18 protein-coding genes and 1 riboswitch are annotated in these 16985 nt (G+C 44.0%); of the genes, 8 read left to right on the plus strand and 10 right to left on the minus strand.

The features are described 5' to 3' along the window. Positions 1–31: 31 nt before the first annotated feature. Positions 32–190 carry a hypothetical protein gene (locus tag ONE56_RS07360; protein WP_041154416.1) on the minus strand — a complete coding sequence of 53 codons (159 nt, stop codon included), beginning with the start codon at positions 188–190 and terminating at the stop codon, positions 32–34. 494 nt (positions 191–684) lie between these two features. Then, a riboswitch (glycine riboswitch) is annotated at positions 685–784 on the plus strand. A 116-nt stretch (positions 785–900) separates the two neighbouring features. Between ONE56_RS07360 and ONE56_RS07365 the strand changes: the two genes are divergently transcribed. From ONE56_RS07365 to ONE56_RS07380, 4 genes are all read left to right on the plus strand, one after another. Further along, the gene (locus ONE56_RS07365; RefSeq protein WP_423839586.1) at positions 901–2280 is read left to right on the plus strand and encodes an alanine/glycine:cation symporter family protein; all 1380 of its coding nucleotides are present in this window, start codon (positions 901–903) and stop codon (positions 2278–2280) included. Positions 2281–2488: 208 nt separating this feature from the next. Further along, positions 2489–3502, plus strand: a complete 1014-nt coding sequence (locus ONE56_RS07370; protein ID WP_423839587.1) for a DUF2817 domain-containing protein — start codon at positions 2489–2491, stop codon at positions 3500–3502. Further along, positions 3490–4260 carry an alpha/beta fold hydrolase gene (locus ONE56_RS07375; protein WP_423839588.1) on the plus strand — a complete coding sequence of 257 codons (771 nt, stop codon included), beginning with the start codon at positions 3490–3492 and terminating at the stop codon, positions 4258–4260. Before ONE56_RS07370 ends, ONE56_RS07375 begins: the two co-directional genes overlap by 13 nt. A gap of 92 nt (positions 4261–4352) precedes the next feature. Beyond that, the gene (locus tag ONE56_RS07380; RefSeq protein WP_423839589.1) at positions 4353–5348 is read left to right on the plus strand and encodes an LLM class flavin-dependent oxidoreductase; all 996 of its coding nucleotides are present in this window, start codon (positions 4353–4355) and stop codon (positions 5346–5348) included. A gap of 73 nt (positions 5349–5421) precedes the next feature. Here the strand turns inward: ONE56_RS07380 and ONE56_RS07385 are convergent, their stop codons facing one another. Further along, complete coding sequence (locus ONE56_RS07385) at positions 5422–6057, minus strand: LysE family translocator (protein WP_331437494.1); 636 nt, start codon at positions 6055–6057, stop codon at positions 5422–5424. A gap of 241 nt (positions 6058–6298) precedes the next feature. Here ONE56_RS07385 and ONE56_RS07390 point away from each other — a divergent pair, with 241 nt between their 5' ends. Continuing rightward, positions 6299–7780, plus strand: coding sequence for a carboxypeptidase M32 (locus ONE56_RS07390; protein ID WP_331437495.1), 1482 nt, complete (start codon positions 6299–6301; stop codon positions 7778–7780). Between the two features lie 60 nt (positions 7781–7840). On the opposite strand, the gene ONE56_RS07395 is transcribed toward ONE56_RS07390, so the two are convergent. The 4 genes from ONE56_RS07395 to ONE56_RS07410 form a co-directional block, all read right to left on the minus strand. Further along, a complete protein-coding gene (locus ONE56_RS07395; RefSeq protein WP_041154420.1) occupies positions 7841–8284 on the minus strand; it encodes a hypothetical protein in 444 nt (147 codons plus the stop codon). A 135-nt stretch (positions 8285–8419) separates the two neighbouring features. After that, positions 8420–9367 (minus strand): LpxL/LpxP family Kdo(2)-lipid IV(A) lauroyl/palmitoleoyl acyltransferase, encoded by a 948-nt coding sequence (locus tag ONE56_RS07400; protein ID WP_423839590.1) that lies wholly within the window; start codon positions 9365–9367, stop codon positions 8420–8422. Positions 9368–9608: 241 nt separating this feature from the next. Then, entirely contained in the window at positions 9609–10745 is a 1137-nt protein-coding gene (locus ONE56_RS07405) for a S1 family peptidase (RefSeq protein WP_423839591.1), read from the minus strand. A gap of 532 nt (positions 10746–11277) precedes the next feature. Further along, positions 11278–11613, minus strand: coding sequence for a DMT family transporter (locus ONE56_RS07410; protein WP_408058814.1), 336 nt, complete (start codon positions 11611–11613; stop codon positions 11278–11280). 437 nt (positions 11614–12050) lie between these two features. On the opposite strand from ONE56_RS07410, the gene metA reads away from it, so the two are divergent. Continuing rightward, the gene (gene metA, locus ONE56_RS07415) at positions 12051–12992 is read left to right on the plus strand and encodes a homoserine O-acetyltransferase MetA (protein ID WP_041154424.1); all 942 of its coding nucleotides are present in this window, start codon (positions 12051–12053) and stop codon (positions 12990–12992) included. A gap of 203 nt (positions 12993–13195) precedes the next feature. Continuing rightward, positions 13196–13921, plus strand: coding sequence for a type IV pilus biogenesis/stability protein PilW (gene pilW / locus ONE56_RS07420; protein WP_331437500.1), 726 nt, complete (start codon positions 13196–13198; stop codon positions 13919–13921). Between the two features lie 48 nt (positions 13922–13969). Here the strand turns inward: pilW and ONE56_RS07425 are convergent, their stop codons facing one another. The 4 genes from ONE56_RS07425 to ONE56_RS07440 all read right to left on the minus strand — a co-directional run bounded on the left by ONE56_RS07425 (position 13970) and on the right by ONE56_RS07440 (position 15890). Beyond that, a complete protein-coding gene (locus tag ONE56_RS07425; RefSeq protein ID WP_331437501.1) occupies positions 13970–14284 on the minus strand; it encodes a hypothetical protein in 315 nt (104 codons plus the stop codon). 194 nt (positions 14285–14478) lie between these two features. Beyond that, entirely contained in the window at positions 14479–14913 is a 435-nt protein-coding gene (locus ONE56_RS07430) for a DUF962 domain-containing protein (protein WP_331437502.1), read from the minus strand. Between the two features lie 121 nt (positions 14914–15034). After that, on the minus strand, positions 15035–15388 hold the full coding sequence (locus tag ONE56_RS07435; RefSeq protein WP_041154428.1) for an MmcQ/YjbR family DNA-binding protein: 354 nt from the start codon (positions 15386–15388) through the stop codon (positions 15035–15037). 19 nt (positions 15389–15407) lie between these two features. Next, the gene (locus ONE56_RS07440) at positions 15408–15890 is read right to left on the minus strand and encodes a MarR family winged helix-turn-helix transcriptional regulator (protein WP_041154429.1); all 483 of its coding nucleotides are present in this window, start codon (positions 15888–15890) and stop codon (positions 15408–15410) included. Positions 15891–16019: 129 nt separating this feature from the next. Here ONE56_RS07440 and ONE56_RS07445 point away from each other — a divergent pair, with 129 nt between their 5' ends. After that, the gene (locus ONE56_RS07445) at positions 16020–16889 is read left to right on the plus strand and encodes a DMT family transporter (protein WP_331437503.1); all 870 of its coding nucleotides are present in this window, start codon (positions 16020–16022) and stop codon (positions 16887–16889) included. Positions 16890–16985: the final 96 nt, after the last annotated feature.

The following is a 16985-nucleotide window of genomic DNA, read 5'->3' on the forward strand; positions in this document are numbered from 1 at the left end:
TTACTCCAAAAGCCTATGCTATTTAGCTTGGCTAGCGAATCAATTCCGCCACCACGAGTGATGCGGTATAAATCAGGAATGCGCCAATCAAGGTAATGACGGTCGCTTTTTGGACTTTTTCATTGGTCCGATAGCGAAACAGTACAAACGCTAACGCTATCAACACCGCAATGGCTAACAATCTTGTCATACAGCCTCCTTGTCCAATTGTGAAATCTTCTCAGTAACACAAAGCCATCCACAAAAGTTTATTGTAACCCATTTCTCTGTTTCTTAAGGTCAACATAGCGTACATTTTGGCTTGAGTGTGTTTATTTTGTCCAATTTTGTGCTCTTAATTGAATGACTTAACGTGATGGTTTGTTCAATTATCGTTCTCACATCTTATTCTCATCATTATTCAGGGCTACACCGTTGAGAATCGAGAGTAATGACTGGTCACCTAGCTCAGAAAGATATTGAATATTTATTCCCTTTGAGCCTTGAAATGACCCAAAAACATGATAAAGTTCTTGCGTCATTGATGACCAGCATCATTGACTAACCTTTGCTCAGTTTATTGGGCAATTGTTCCGATGAAGACTGCAGGAGAGTAGTTATTAACCAAACCTTAACATTTGGTTAGCATAACTCGCCGAAGAATTAACTATTTCAGGTGCTACCTTGGTAGCGGGGACTGTAGTTGGAGGAACCTCTGGAGAGAACCGTTAAATCGGTCGCCGAAGGAGCAAATCTTGCGTTTACGCAGGGTGAAACTCTCAGGCAAAAGGACAGAGGAGTGGAAAGTAAAACCTAACTATTTTGGCCTCTAGCCTTTATTAAATAGCTATGTTCAATTAGAGATCATGGATCTCGCCCTTTCCCTCTTCTCCTTATTAGTTGTTTTATTAAGGGGAAATCATGAACGACCTACAATCTTTACTGCAAACTATCGATAACTTCGTCTGGGGTCCACCACTGCTACTATTGCTTGTGGGCACAGGGGTTTACTTCACTTTTAGCCTTGGCTTAATTCAGTTTAAACACCTGCCAACCGCGTTAGCGATGGTCTTTCGTAAAGATAAGTCATCCAATAAAAAAGAGGGTGACGTTTCTAGCTTTGCCGCACTTTGTACAGCACTGTCTGCCACTATCGGTACTGGGAATATTGTTGGGGTGGCTACCGCAATCAAACTCGGTGGTCCCGGCGCACTGTTCTGGATGTGGCTTGCTGCACTGTTCGGTATGGCAACCAAATACGCTGAGTGTTTGCTCGCAGTAAAATACCGTCGCGTCGACGACAAAGGCCAAATGATCGGAGGGCCAATGTACTACCTCCAAGATGGCGTTGGTTCAAAAGCGCTTGCGATCATGTTCGCAGTCTTTGCACTCGGTGTAGCCTGTTTTGGCATCGGTACCTTCCCACAAGTTAACGCGATTTTAGACGCCTCTGAGATTTCTCTTGGTGTTGATCGTGAAGTGTCTGCTTCTGTGCTAACGCTTTTGGTCGCGTTTGTAACGTTAGGTGGCATCAAGTCTATCGCCAGTGTTGCAGGTAAAGTGGTTCCGACTATGGCGGTGTTTTATGTGTTGGCATGTTTAAGCGTCATCATCATGAATGCTGACCAATTGGTGGATGCGATTGAACTGGTGTTGGTTTCTGCCTTCACGTCAACGGCTGCAACCGGCGGATTTTTGGGAGCGAGTATCATGCTTGCTATCCAGTCAGGTATTGCACGTGGTGTATTCTCAAATGAATCCGGACTTGGTAGTGCACCAATGGCTGCGGCTGCGGCGAAAACGGACTCTTGTGTTAAACAAGGTCTGATTTCAATGACGGGTACTTTTATCGACACTATCATCATTTGTACCATGACAGGTCTTGCGTTGATCTTAACAGGTGCGTGGCAGAGTGACTTTTCAGGTGCAGCGATGACAACACACGCCTTTGCAATCGGTTTAAATGCAGAAACGTTTGGTCCAATGCTTGTATCTATTGGTCTAATGTTTTTCGCCTTTACCACTATCCTCGGTTGGAATTATTACGGTGAACGCTGTGTTGTCTTTTTGTTTGGAACTAAAGCAGTCCTTCCTTACAAATTGATTTTCGTCGGCTTAGTTGCGTCTGGTGCGTTTTTACATCTGGATATGATTTGGATTATTGCCGATATTGTTAACGGTCTAATGGCAGTGCCTAACCTCATTGGTTTGATTGCTCTGCGTCATGTTGTTGTAGAAGAAACGAAGCATTATTTTGCACAGGCCACTTCAAGTCTCTGTGACGATAAAGTGACAGCTTAGCCCTCAAGCAAGAAATACACAATTTAATGCGAAGCGTAACTGCTTCGCATTTTTTACCTCAAATAACGCTCACTGCAACAAATACTTCATCTCACCTCCACGCAGTCGTTCTACACTTATTCGAACCTAGATAAGTGAGATAAGCTGGTCGTTTTATTATGAATCATTCACTTATCGGAACAGTTTTGCCCTCAATCTGAGCATCAAGATGACCTTACACATTCCTCGTGAAATACAGCACATAGAACAACTAGCAAAACAATACCCACGACATTTACGTTTAGGCTTCCTTGCTGACATTGCTCATAAAGGGAATGCACTCCCTTTGTATTCGCTTGAACTTGGATCGACTGACAACGATGCCCCATGCCTAGTTTTTACAGGTGCGATTCACGGTGTAGAACGTATTGGAAGTCAGATCATTCTCGCTTTTATAAAGAGCCTGTTGAGAAGATTGGAGTGGGATCAGCAATTTAAAGCGTCTCTTAATAACTTGCGAATTGTTACCGTACCTGTTGTTAACCCGTGGGGAGTGGCATTAAAAAGGCGTTCAAATCATAATGGTGTGGATTTGATGCGCAATGCACCAGTCAATAGTAATAACCCTATTTATCACCTTCATGCTGGGCAAAACTTTAGTGCTCACCTACCTTGGTACCGAGGCAATCCGATCAAAATGGAGCAAGAACTGCAAGTGTTGTCGCACTACATTTTAGGTTACGCCAAACAAGCTCGCACGACCATTGTATTGGATCTGCATAGTGGGTTTGGTACTCGCGACCGACTGTGGTTTCCCTATGCCCATCAAACTACGCCTCCCAACAACTTAGCTCAATATTACTTGTTGTATCGTTTGTTTCGTAAAAGTTATCCGCACTATGAGCTTTATCAGTTTGAGCCTCAATGGCATCATTACACAACACATGGCGACTTCTGGGATTGGATGTTAAACGAACATCAAGCGCAGTCAGAACATCCTTTCTTGCCGCTGACTTTAGAGCTAGGCTCATGGTTGTGGGTCAAAAAAAATCCAATCCAACTGCTGCGATTTAGTCAGCTTTTTCATCCAACCAAAACCCACCGTATTAAACGCGTTCAACGTCGCCATAGCACTTTTTTGAACTACTTGATTCAAGTGCTGAACAATGACTTGATTGCCAGCATGGATTTGAGTGTGGAAGAAAAGTATTTGGAGAAGGCAAACAAGCTATGGTACCGATAGTGTTAGTGAGAGGATTATTAAGAGAAAGCGGTCATTGGCAAAGTATGCTTGACGCGCTAACACGATCCTCGCCAGACATTATCACCATTACCCCGAATGTTCCTGGTAACGGCGAAAAGTTTGGTGAATTCAGCCCACTCACTATCGAAGATATGCTGCCAGCCATGCTTGAACAGCTCCCCACAAATTGTCATCACTATCACCTGGTCGCGATTTCAATGGGGTCGATGCTTGCTAGCCACTGGGCACACACTTTACCCAATCAAGTTGCCAGCTTAACACTGATTAACCCGAGCTTTTCTCGTTACAGCCCGTTTTGGCGTAGAATCAATATCCACGCACTGTTAAGCATCGGCATATCCAGTATAAAGGGAAGTGAGGCGTTCCAAAAATCGATTATTAAATGGACCAGTCCAACAAGTCTAGGCCATCCTGAAGTCTTAGCGCACCATCACTATCTCGCTCAACAGCACCCAGTCAGTGCGTACAATGCTATACGTCAACTTTGTGCCGCTGCTAGATTTAAAGGCCAAAGCACACCACCGACTTGCCCTACTCAAATCATCGTCAGCGCAGGAGACAAGCTCGTAGATAGCCGATGTGGAGAAGCGATAGCGAAAGCCTGGCAAGTCGAACTATACCGCTTTGAGAGTGAGGCGCATGACTTACCATTAGCTGAACCGCAAGTACTTTGCCAGCACCTTCTCGCTTGGCTGATAAAGGTGGAAAACACGGCAACCACTCCTGCACCAGATTGACTGGCTCATTCTACTCATTGAAGCGCTAGGGGTTTATTTCGTGTCAGTTAGCCTCCACATAATTTAGAGGAACAACCAAACTCTGAGGCCTTATGCCATTTCCACGAATATCCATCTTAGATCTTGCACCTGTTGCAGAAGGTTCCAACTATACCGAAACCTACCAAAAATCAGTTTCCCTCGCCCAACACGCAGAAAATCTGGGATATCACCGCTTTTGGTTAGCGGAACATCACAACATGCCAGACATCGCTAGCGCAGCCACGTCGGTACTCATCAGCCATATCGGTGCGCACACAAAAACAATACGTTTGGGCTCTGGTGGTGTCATGCTTCCTAACCATGCACCGCTCGTTATTGCCGAGCAGTTTGGCACCTTAGACGCTCTCTATCCAGGACGTATAGATCTCGGACTTGGACGCGCTCCAGGGACAGATTACCCGACTATGCACGCACTGCGACGCGACCCAGAGAGAATGGATCCGGAGTTTTCTGATCTACTGGAAGAGTTACAGTTTTTTATGGGTCCGGCTTCCAAAGCCCAACCCGTTAAAGCGTGTCCAGGGGCTGACTCCCAAGTTCCAATTTGGCTATTGGGTTCGAGTACCTATAGCGCACACCTCGCTGCCGTTAAAGGGTTGCCTTTTGCGTTCGCGGCGCACTTTGCACCCGATGCAATGATGCGAGCATTAGAAATATATCGCTCCAATTTTCAGCCTTCAGAACAATTGGGTAAGCCCTATGTGATGATTGGTGTAAATGTCGCCGTTGCCGAAACGACTGAAGAGGCAAACTACCTAGCCACAACGGAGTATCAAAAATTTCTCCAATTAATTCGAGGCGGACAAGGAAAGATCCCTGCGCCCGTCGACGACATGGACACACTCTGGCTACCACATGAAAAGCACCAAGTGACACACCAGCTAAGAGAGTCTATTCACGGTGATAAGGCTTTGGTGAGGGAGAAGATAAAGTCACTCATCGAGCGTACCCAGGCCGATGAGATCATTGCTCATTCAATTATCTTTGATCACGACAAAAAACTGCGTTCTTACGAGCTGCTGGCAGAGATCAAAAACGAGCGGTAAACCGGCTGTGTGAATACCACAAGCAAAAAGAGCGACCATTGCGTCGCTCTTTTGATTCAAAAATAGTGCGTTACTATTTATCTTCTAACATCAATTTGACGCCCAATCCTACCAGCACAACACCTGTGGTGCCTTCCATCCAGTTCATAAAGCGTGCGCTTTTAAGCAAGTTTTTCGCTGAAGTTAGTGCGGCGGCTAACCCACATTGCCAAACCATCGCGATCACAAAGTGGATTGCTGCCATAAAGGTCGACTGTAGGAATGCAGAACCTTCCGGGTTAATAAACTGCGGTAAGAACGCGAGATAAAAGACCGCGGTTTTTGGATTCAATACGTTTGATAAAAAGCCTTCACGTAGTGAACGGGAAAAACGAAACTCGTGGCGTGTGATGGGCCCCGCCGAGGCTTGCGGTGCTTCGTTATTGCGCCATAAGCTCTTCAGTGTTGTGAATCCTAAATAGATCAGATAAGCCGCCCCGACCATCTTAACCAAATGGAACAATTCGGCTGATTGCGCAAGAATGGCTGAAATGCCCACCGCCGAGAACGTAGCATGAACAAACAAACCTAGGCATATACCTAAACTGGTGACCGCACCATCAGTAAAACCACCACGCGACGAGTTACGAATAACCAACGCTGTATCCAACCCAGGGGTGAGCGTCAGTATAGTTATAGCGATTAAAAACGCTTCAAAATTTTGTATCAAGCTTACATCCACCTAGCTAAGAAATAATACTGTTCTCTTATTGTCATATTTATGCATCTATTTCAATTAAATTTTTTTGATTCGCCTAAAACATAGTCATCATGAGGTCGGTTAAAAAATTTTGTACAAAGTTAAACGTTCTCGTCACATCGCGGTATCAGCTCTCGCTTTGTATGCGAACTGCTTGGTAAGCCCTAAGATGCTTGTTAGAATTTTGTTTTTTATAGTCACGGAAAGACACATGAGCGCATTCGAAAAACTAAAAACACATTCACATAAACTCTCCCACTTTCAACATCTCGCAGCAATTTGTGGCTGGGATCAAGCAACCGTTATGCCCGCTGGAGGCAACCAAGCTCGCTCAGAAGCGATGGCAGAACTCTACGTCCATATGCACAGCCTGCAAACCCAACCGCAATTAGAAGACTGGTTTGCAGAAGCAGAACAAGAAACATTAGACGCGCAAGACAAAGCGACATTACGAGAGCTCAAGCAAAGCTGGCAGCAAGCCAACGTTCTGCCTGAAGATTTAGTACAAGCAAAGTCCCTAGCGGGTTCAAAGTGTGAACATGCATGGCGCACCCAACGTGGTGAAAATGATTGGGCAGGTTTCGAAAAAAACTGGGCAGAAGTGGTCAAACTGTCTCAAGAAGAGGCACAAATAAGAGCGGAAGTTGCAGGCGTATCGCCTTATGACGCGATGCTTAATGTTTACGAACCTGGCACAACCACCGCGTCGTTAGATGTTCTGTTTAGTGATGTCAAAACTTGGCTGCCAGACATGATCAACCAAGCCATCGAAAAGCAGTCTTCAGAGCAGTTCATTAAGCCACAAGGCACCTTCTCCAGCGAAACACAAAAAGCGCTCGGTATAGATGTCATGAAACTGCTTCAATTCGATTTTGAACACGGCCGACTAGACGAAAGTGTTCATCCTTTCTGCGGTGGCGTACCTAGTGATGTTCGCATAACAACTCGTTACGATGAGACTGAGTTTGTGCAATCGCTAATGGGCATCGTCCATGAGACAGGTCATGCCCGATACGAACAAGGCCTACCAAAGGCACTAGCAGGATTGCCTTCTGGCCAAGCTCGCTCAATGGGAATTCACGAGTCCCAATCACTGTTCTTCGAAATGCAAATTGGTCGTAGTAACGCTTTTATTGAACATTTGGCGCGTCTTGCAGGAACACACTTTTCTGCGCACGACACTCGGTTATTCTCACAAGAGAATTTCCAGAAACTTTATACCCGAGTGCAAAAAGACTTTATCCGCGTTGATGCCGATGAGCTCACCTACCCTGCGCACATTATTTTGCGTTACGAGATTGAGCGTGACTTAATGAATGGCGTTATCAAACATACTGATGTACCGGAGCTCTGGGATCAGAAGATGCAAACCTATTTAGGATTGTCGACCAAAGGCAATTTTAAAAATGGCTGCATGCAAGACATTCACTGGACAGACGGCGCATTCGGTTACTTCCCGAGTTACACATTAGGCGCGATGTATGCAGCTCAGTTTATGGCGGCAATGAAGCAAACGGTTGATGTTGACGCTGCGATTCAAAGTGGCGATCTATCACCTATCTTTACGTGGTTGCAAGACAACATTTGGAGCAAAGGCAGCTTATTGACGACGGATGAACTGGTTAAGGCGGCAACCGGGGAAACTTTGAATGCCAGTTACTTTAAAAAGCACCTGGCTCGGAGATACTTATAGGAATAAGCTCACAAGTTGCCTCTTAAATACAACAAAGCCCGCGAAAGCAGGCTTTGTTGTTTATTTTGAATGCATATCTGCGTAAGTATGTAAAAGATCGGTAAGTGCTTTAACCCAAGCAAAAACATCCGTTGGCGTGTTTTCAAGCAGCTTTTCGACTTGCTCACAATGCGTTTCAAGCGTAATCACCTCTTCCAAACGAAATGAGATCGCGTAAAAGTGCCACAGGACTAAACGAGTCATTCGCTGGCTGTTTTGTGTCGCATGCTCTGAATCATCAAAAGCCTGTTGAATTTCACTCAATGCAATGGCTGTCATGCGCAGCATTGCATCAAGGCGCGCCGACAACATACGGTCTTCACTATCCACTTCTTCTTGATCAAAAGTAAACAGCTCATTCATCACGTCTTCTGGCACCATTTTGCTGATCATTCTGGCACTGAACTCTTCCAGTTCATGACGAGGCATGGTGACAAGACAATCGAAGGTGTAATCGCGACTCATAAAATCACTCTAGTTTGGTAACAAATTTCAGACTCGTTATTCTAAGTGTTGAGGATTCGATTACCAGTGTTTATTGTCGCCCATATATTGAGTCGGCAAAAAACTTGGTAAATAGATATCGAGTTGAGTTACCCGTTAACTCAAAGGGACTAAGTGTGGTTTATACAAACACTGTTCACCCAAAGGTCGAGTCTTAAAACGACGGTGTAGCCACATGTACTGGCTAGGGCTGGCCATTATCGACTCTTCAACGATTTTATTGATGAAAATCGCCGCATTAGTAGGATCATCTTTTGGAAAACCATCGACCGGTTTGCGAATCGTTAAAGTATATTGACCGTTCTCTTCCCTTACCATCGTGAATGGTACAATTGCACAATCTGTTGCATCAGCAAGCAAGCTCGTACCAGTCGTTGTGCAGGCACTTTCAACAGCAAATAAAGGTGCGAAAGTAGAGCGTCTGCTACCGTAGTCATGATCGGGAGCATACCAAACCCGACTTCCTGAGTTTAATGCAGATAACATCCCTTTGACGTTTTTTCGATCAATCAAAGTACGATTGGAACGCGAACGCCCTTTATATTGAAAGTAGTCAAAACACGGATTGTTATTTGGTCGATATACGCCCATACCAGATTTCTTAATACCAAATGCACGGGCGCCTAACTCTAGGTTCATGGAATGAACCGCCAGCATGAGCACGCCTTTGCCAGACTTTTCTAGCGCTTCGATATGCTCCATTCCTTTGATGGTTACCTGGCTGTTTACTCTATTATCTGACCAGAACCACGCCATGGCGGTTTCGAACAAGGCGATGCCGGTATTGTCGATGTTCGCTTTCAAGATAGCTTCACGTCGTACCTCATCCATGGTTGGAAAACACAGCTCAAGGTTTCGCCTAATGGTTACCTGACGTTTTTTCATAATGCACATTGCCAAGCGCCCGATGCTGCGCCCCATGAAACGTTGAACTTTTGAGGGAAGAAGGCTGAGTAAGAACATCAACCCTATAAGAAAGAGTGTTCCCCAGTAACGAGGATGCAAAAGTGCCGCTTTGAATTTCGGGTCGTTATATTTGGTCATAAGAGGTCGTAAAGTGTGCCTAGAAATAAGTGATTAGAAATCGACGATAATGGCTTCAGACATTGTTCATCGATTGCGCTTTACAAAAGCTACAGCGCTCGAGTTTTATGGTTCTTCGACACACTAAACAGTAAAACCATTACAGGAATATAAAAGATATGTAAAAGCGACAAAGTATAAGTGCGCACGTTATCACTAATTAGAGCAATGAATCCACTCACTTTGACTGCTTTTCAAATATTTAGAGTTTTCCGATCACTTTATGCGTCTTTCTTCGCATTACGCCCAACAAAGCTAACAAACTGAGCATACCAAATGACGTACTACCACCTGAAGATCCGTTGCTGGATAGACTGATTGATTCATCCCATGACGAAGAATCATCGGTACCTTGAGAGTTGTCCGTCTCTGTTCCATCATCCGAGGCTTCATCTCCCTGATAATATTGATCGCGGGTTTCGTCGCTAACCGTAAAAATCGGTTGCTCACTACCTGCTAATACACTATCAATCCAACCTTGATAATCTGCCACCTCTGTGAACGCGGACGTCGCGGTTAAGTTATCTGTCGCGCTAACCAAACACCCTTCCCAGCCATAACTGGTGATACCGGTTTGAACGTATTTACTGCCATTAAACCAATAGAGTGGTCCACCCGAATCGCCGTTACACGTAGAATTTCGTACTTCAGTTTGTGGGTTCAACTCACCCGACATACAAAGCTGAGAATCACCAACCGAAAGCTCACATTGATTCTTTGGTACGTAAGACAAAGACGTTTGTAATAACTCATCCTCATCTGACGTTGCATTTTGTCTAGTAAGATTAGTCAGGCCGTATCCCACAGCCACAAATTCCTCACTGGTGTTGCGATAAACACCAGACTCTATGCTCGTTGCGCGAGTCACAAAATCTCTATCGTCAATATTCAACGGCTGTTCCAATTTGATTATGGCGATGTCGTTTGGATACGGGACTCCTTGTGCTGAGGCGGAATTCACATAACCGCTGTGAACGTAAAACTCAGAAGGTCGTACCGTAACGGCTGAGCCTGACAGGAACTGCGAATCGTTACTCATTTGGAGAACGATAGAGGTGTAATAGAGATTTTCTCTATTAAGCTTATCGGCATCCTCAGCATAAAAACAATGCGCCGCAGTAAGCACGTGCTGCTGGTCTAAGATCGTTGCCGTACAATACTGTCCATAAAGCCCAGTATATTCAACAGCATCATAGTAAAGCGCAGCGATAGAAGGCCAAGCCACCGAATTCGTTGGAGTACCGTTGATAATTTGGGGAGAGATTTCTTGTGCCATCGGTGATACCGACCAAGACAACATTGCAAGCGTTGCAGAAAGCTTAATTTTATTAATATACATCTACCATCCATAGATTAGAAACTACGTATAAGCGGACACCTAAAGAACCTATCAATGTGTGGAGTCGTATTATCGTTTAACTACACGCCAAGTCTCATTATTCGTCGAACTCAGGTACCAATGTCTATTAACATAAATACTATTGGGAAGAACTTAAAGTATATTGAATGAATAATTGAATGTTTTACAAAAAACAAACGCTATAAGTACGGATTAGCAACATAAGGTGTTTCATAAGTGATATGAGCGCCAAACCAGATTAACATAATTGGCTTGGCGACAACGCGGAGCGAAAAGTCTCGATGACTTATTTCCAGAGCGCGGCCATCAGAAAGATCAGCACAAATAACACGGCAACGAACTTTAGCAGATAAGATAGCTTGCCTGTGCCACCTTTAGGGGCTTGATTGCAACATCCCATAACCTTTCTCCCATCTCGATCACTTAATGTGACATCAACGTACACCTTTACCTAAGGAGAAGGTCAATAGTTCATCATATCAATAGTTCATCAAACCACCGTTTACGGTATTCAAGCGTTACCTACCGTCTTCGACAAAAGGTTAACAATCATGACGCCTGTTAAGATAAAGCCTATCCCGATGAAGGCGGCCAAATCGAGTTTCTGACCGTAAAGGAAATATCCTACTGTCGCTACTAATACGATACCTGCCCCACTCCATATGGCGTACACCACACCGACTGGCATTGTTTTGACCGTGACAGATAACAAGAAGAATGCGATGCCGTACCCAATTAACACAATGGTGCTCGGCATTAATTTAGTGAACTGCTCGGTTTTGGGAATGTAAGAGGTCGCAATCACCTCGCAGACGATCGCAATAGACAAAGCGAGCAATGGAGGCATAGAAACAAGCATTTTAAACATAAGGCATCAACGCTCACTAAAAAATGATAACCAACGACATATCATAAATTTTCCCGCGCATTATACCGAGTTCAATCACTGACGCTATATTTAAATAACGTCGAGACAACCGTGTTTACATCATTGCCAACGACATCATGTAGTACCGCTCAGACGAGTAAAAGTTGGACAAATGGACTATTCTGAATCGCTTTTTAGTTAAATCCACTCAAAACAACACAAGGCAAAGAACTAAAACCCATATCAGCCGTAATAAATAACTCATTCACGTTAAAACACATACGTCTTTTGGTTATTTAGATATATTAAGAGATACAAACACGTTTAATGTCACATTTTGTATCGACATCCAAATCAAATTAGGTTAGCTTTAGATGTATAGACGTCTAGATGACCAAGTTTAGGGAGAAAGAGTCGTGCCAATTAGAATTCCAGATCAACTACCAGCTTCAGATGTACTTCGTCATGAGAACATCTTTGTAATGAGCGAAACTCGTGCCGCAAGCCAAGAGATACGTCCTCTAAGGGTACTGATCCTGAATTTAATGCCAAAAAAAATAGAGACTGAAACTCAGTTTCTACGTCTACTTTCCAACAGCCCATTGCAAGTCAATGTAGAGTTACTGCGCATTGACAATCGCCCAAGCAAAAATACACCTACCGAGCATTTAGATACGTTCTATCGTCAGTTTGAAACCATCAAAGACAGGAACTTTGATGGCTTGATTATTACTGGTGCACCATTGGGCTTAGTACAGTTTGAAGATGTTGTTTATTGGGATCACCTAAAAACCATCATGGAGTGGGCAACCGATCACGTCACTTCAACACTATATGTCTGTTGGGCAGCACAAGCAGGGTTAAAATTACTGTACGACTTACCAAAGCGAACACGCAAAGAGAAGCTCTCTGGTGTTTATCATCACGAGATCCACAATCAGTTCCATCCGATACTTCGTGGTTTCGATGATACTTTCCTTGCCCCTCATTCACGGTATGCAGATTTCTCACCTCATTTTCTAGAAGAACATACCGATCTCGACATTCTAGCCACATCAGACGTAGCTGGCGTGTACTTAGCGACCACCAAAGACAAGCGGAATGTATTTGTAACGGGACATCCTGAGTACGATTCACATACTTTACACAATGAATACATTCGCGATTTAAGCGAAGGAATGGAGCCTGCGATCCCCGTAAACTACTATCCCAATAATAATCCGGATAACCCACCGAGAGCGAGTTGGAGAAGCCATGGACATTTACTTTTTTTAAACTGGCTGAACTATTGTGTCTACCAACAAACGCCTTACGATCTCGATCATTTCAGCGAGTCAGCGTTTACAAAAGACGATTGATTTTTCACAGAATAGTACTTGTTAACCGAATAGTACTTGTGAACCGAATAGCACTTGTGAACCAAGCCGCCAACTGGCGGCTTTTTCATACCAGTTTGCAAACCTGATCGCATAGTGATTTTTCCTCATTAGGATTTTTCTAAGTTATACCTATTATACGCCCATAACCTCAAATGCTTGATTTACGGATATAAGGGCGAAGAATGAAAACATTAACGTTAGGGTTACTCCTATTGATGGGTCAGTTTGCACTAGTAGGTTGTGTCACCGTAAATCAGGATGGCCACGCCGTCACCAAAACCGACCCAGTCACGATGGCGGAATCTCGAATTGCGCTCGGCCTTGGCTATCTAGACGGTGGAAACATGATTCGCGCACACGATAATTTGCAACAAGCCCTCACCCATGCTCCGCAGTACTATCGCGCTCAACTTTCAATGGCACACTATTACGAAACCGTTGGAGAAGAGGAAAAAGCAGAAAAGATGTACAAACTTTCCCTACGCCAACATGCCAAAAACGGTAACGTGCTTAATAACTACGGTACTTTTCTGTGCAAACGAGGCGACTACGATGAAGCAGATCAGATGTTTAATCGAGCAATAGAGCAGCCCTACTATTTTCTGATCCCAGCGAGTTATGAAAACGCTGCGTTTTGTGCTCTGAAAGCAAAAGATACTGAAAAAGCGAAATACTATTTTGCTCGGGCGATTGATCACGATCCACACAGACCAAAATCGATTTTACAACTGGCTAAATTAGAAATAGACGATGGCCAATATACCGAAGCAAGAATCCGTTTAATGCGCTTCAATCAAACCTATGGAATGAAAAAGCCGTCGTTACAGCTTATGATTGAACTGGAACGCGCTGCCGGCAATGAGGTCCTAGAACAAAAATATCAAAAGCAACTCGACCTCATGTCGTAAAACATACGATCGTTCAAACGTAAAAATCAAATACTAACGATGCGTACCCTATTTTGTGTGGTTGCTCCGCGCGATTATTTGCTTTTTTTCTTTCCGCCTTAACGCACGGAAAAACTTCGACTCCTCGTGATACCAACCGATCACACTGATAGGAAAACCGACTAACATCATGATGAACAGGTCAGCAGGCAGCTGAATCCAAATATCCGATAACGAACGTAACGGCCCGAAAACCAATAACCCAATAAGTTTCCCTAGTAACAACGCGCAGCAAATCATAAAGAAAGACTTAAAGATGTAATTCCATTTACCTTTCTTACGCTCTTCTCGCCAATAAGCGTATTTGCGCTCGCGGTTATACATAGGGCCTCCGCTTTTGATCACCAATACGTGACCGTGTCAAAAAGGGGTCACCACAAATTTATAGTCACCCAATTTCACAGCATATTCACTCCGTTAAGCATAGTGTGATTTAGAATAAATTTCATGCCTCCAAGCCATCCCCAATAAAGGATGTCTCCCTTATTGGGAATAGAGTTGGATTATTTCGTTTCACGCTATTGCTTTCTAAACACCCAAATGGGCCCAATGAGCAAGAATTGGAGATCTTCATAAAAGGAAGGTTTAGTCCCTTCAATTTTATGGCCGATGAATTGCAACATCCATAACAGACCAAACAAAATAAGAGAAATATAAAGAACAGGAAGCTGTAAAACCTCTAGCGACCAAATGAGACCGATGCATGCGAGAGTGTAGCCCAACATCATCATGAACACGCTCAAAGAAAGACGATAATAAAAAACCCATGCCGGTATAACCGCTAACCATACCCAATTGATTTGATAGCCAGCAATAGGCAGTTGCGGAATAGACCAAATCAACCCGACAACGGAAAGATAGATGCCTGGAACGGCAATCGTATGGATTTTTCGATTGACTGGGTGTTGATGACTTTCGCCATAGGCTTTGAGCCAATCAGATAACGATCTCATACCATTCCCCTATTCCGCCCTGATACTTTCTGTATAGCCCTAAGTTTGGAAAGGTGCGAGTTTTTCACCAGCTAAAGCACTCATTTAAATTTAGCTGTTGTGGGTTAGGTAAAAGTACGAGTCAATAACCCAAAGCGGTGCGCTGTGCCTTAGTTAACTTTGCGACAACAAGTTGGTATGAACGCAGGCATAGATCCTGAATGAGTCCATCTTCGACATCACCGTTGAAATACACGGTAATCCAGTGGCGTTTATTCAGATGGTAACCGGGCGTAATATCCTCGAATTGCGCGGAGAGAACTTCACCATCTTCAGGCTTTACTTTTACACTGACATAATCACGACCATTACGATGCGAGAGCAACGCGAACATTTTACCTTTTACCTTAAAAACCAGCGCTTCTGGGCCAAAAGGAAAGTCACTTTCAGCGCAATTAAATGTATCTAGATACTTCTCTAATTCTTTGGTTTTCATTAACGTAGCCTATTTGGATTTATTCGAACTGAGGTAGCAAAAGCTTCAACGCATCATTAAGCCTGCTCTTTTCCTCATCAGACAAATCGCAGACAAAACCGCGCTGAACTTCAACATGCTCCAAAATCAACTTATCGATTAACTGTACGCCATGTTTGGTTAATTCGACAGTAACGCTGCGCCGATCTTCTTTACTATGCTCTCTAGAAATGAAGCCTTTCTTCTCCAGTTTATCCAAACGGTTAGTCATCGCGCCTGAAGTAAGCATCATTGACTCGATCAACGCCGAAGGGGTCAGACGATAAGGTGTGCCTGCACGACGCAACGTGGCCAAAACATCAAACTCCCCCATTTTTAAATCGTACTGCTTATGAAGTTCTGCAACACGATTCTCCATATGTTTTGCAATCCTTAGCAAACGCCCCATGATCGCCATTGGTTCAGTATCGAGAGTAGGCAATTCTTTGTCCCATTGCTCGACAAGCCTGTCTATTGCGTCCATTACTTATATTTCTCCAAAGCGACATCAGTTACTCACGACTTTATATACTCAAATAGCCTTAGTTACTTTACAAAAAGTAACCTAGAGCGTATCTTTGCACTTAATTATCTTAACATAAAGATATTTTACATGAATATATTACTTGCGATGATCCCTGCCTTTTTTTGGGGGACAACCTATGCCGTCACGCAGTTTACCGTACCAGATTGGCCACCCATTTTACTTGGGGCACTGCGGGCGCTTCCGGCTGGTCTAATCTTGCTTGCAATAAAGCCGACCTTACCCAAAAAGCATGAATGGAAAGCACTATTTGCACTGGGCACCATCAACATCGCCTTTTTCTTTTGTCTTATTTTTGTGATGGCTCTCACCTTGCCCGCCGCAATTTCCGGTGTAGGAATGGTTTCGTTGCCCGTATTCGCCATGCTCTATAGTTGGATTGTGTATAAACGCCAACCAACCGCGTTGCAAGCATGTCGAGGACTTGCCTTAGTCATACTTGCCTGGCTCTTATTTAATCCGAAAACAATGACTCTCAATCCAGTTGGCTTGATCGCGATGTTTTCGGCCATCATGTGTATCGTGATTGGTAGTAGCGTAACCAAAGCGCTGGGAACAAGAATGCATTGGTGGACCGTGCTCACGTGGCAACTGCTCATTGGCGGTGTGTTACTTTCTATCTTATCCGGTATCTTAGCGAGTCTAAATCCTGATCCCTATCTAAGCGCACTAAGCAATACTTCCGTCGTTAATATATTGGGGCTACTTTGGATCATCGTCCTTAACACAGCGTTAGGCTACACCATGTATGTGTGGTTGCTGCAAAGAATGTCGGTCGTTGACTTCACCTTTGGCAACATTATCAACCCAATTGCCGGTATTTTATCGGGATTGCTGCTCCTCGGTGAAACCTTTACCCCATTCCAATATAGTTTGATGTTAGGGATGATCGTGACTTCGCTTCTTCCTCAGATTGTGATGAAGCTTTCCAAGTCCTAGAACGAATACCCATGACGTCATACTATACATACAAAAAAGGGGAAGCGACCGACTGGCCACTTCCCCTTTTCTTAATCACGTTCATTCGCGTATTAG

This window comes from Vibrio mytili, from assembly GCF_049563345.1.
In the GTDB taxonomy this organism is placed as follows: Bacteria; Pseudomonadota; Gammaproteobacteria; order Enterobacterales; family Vibrionaceae; genus Vibrio; species Vibrio mytili.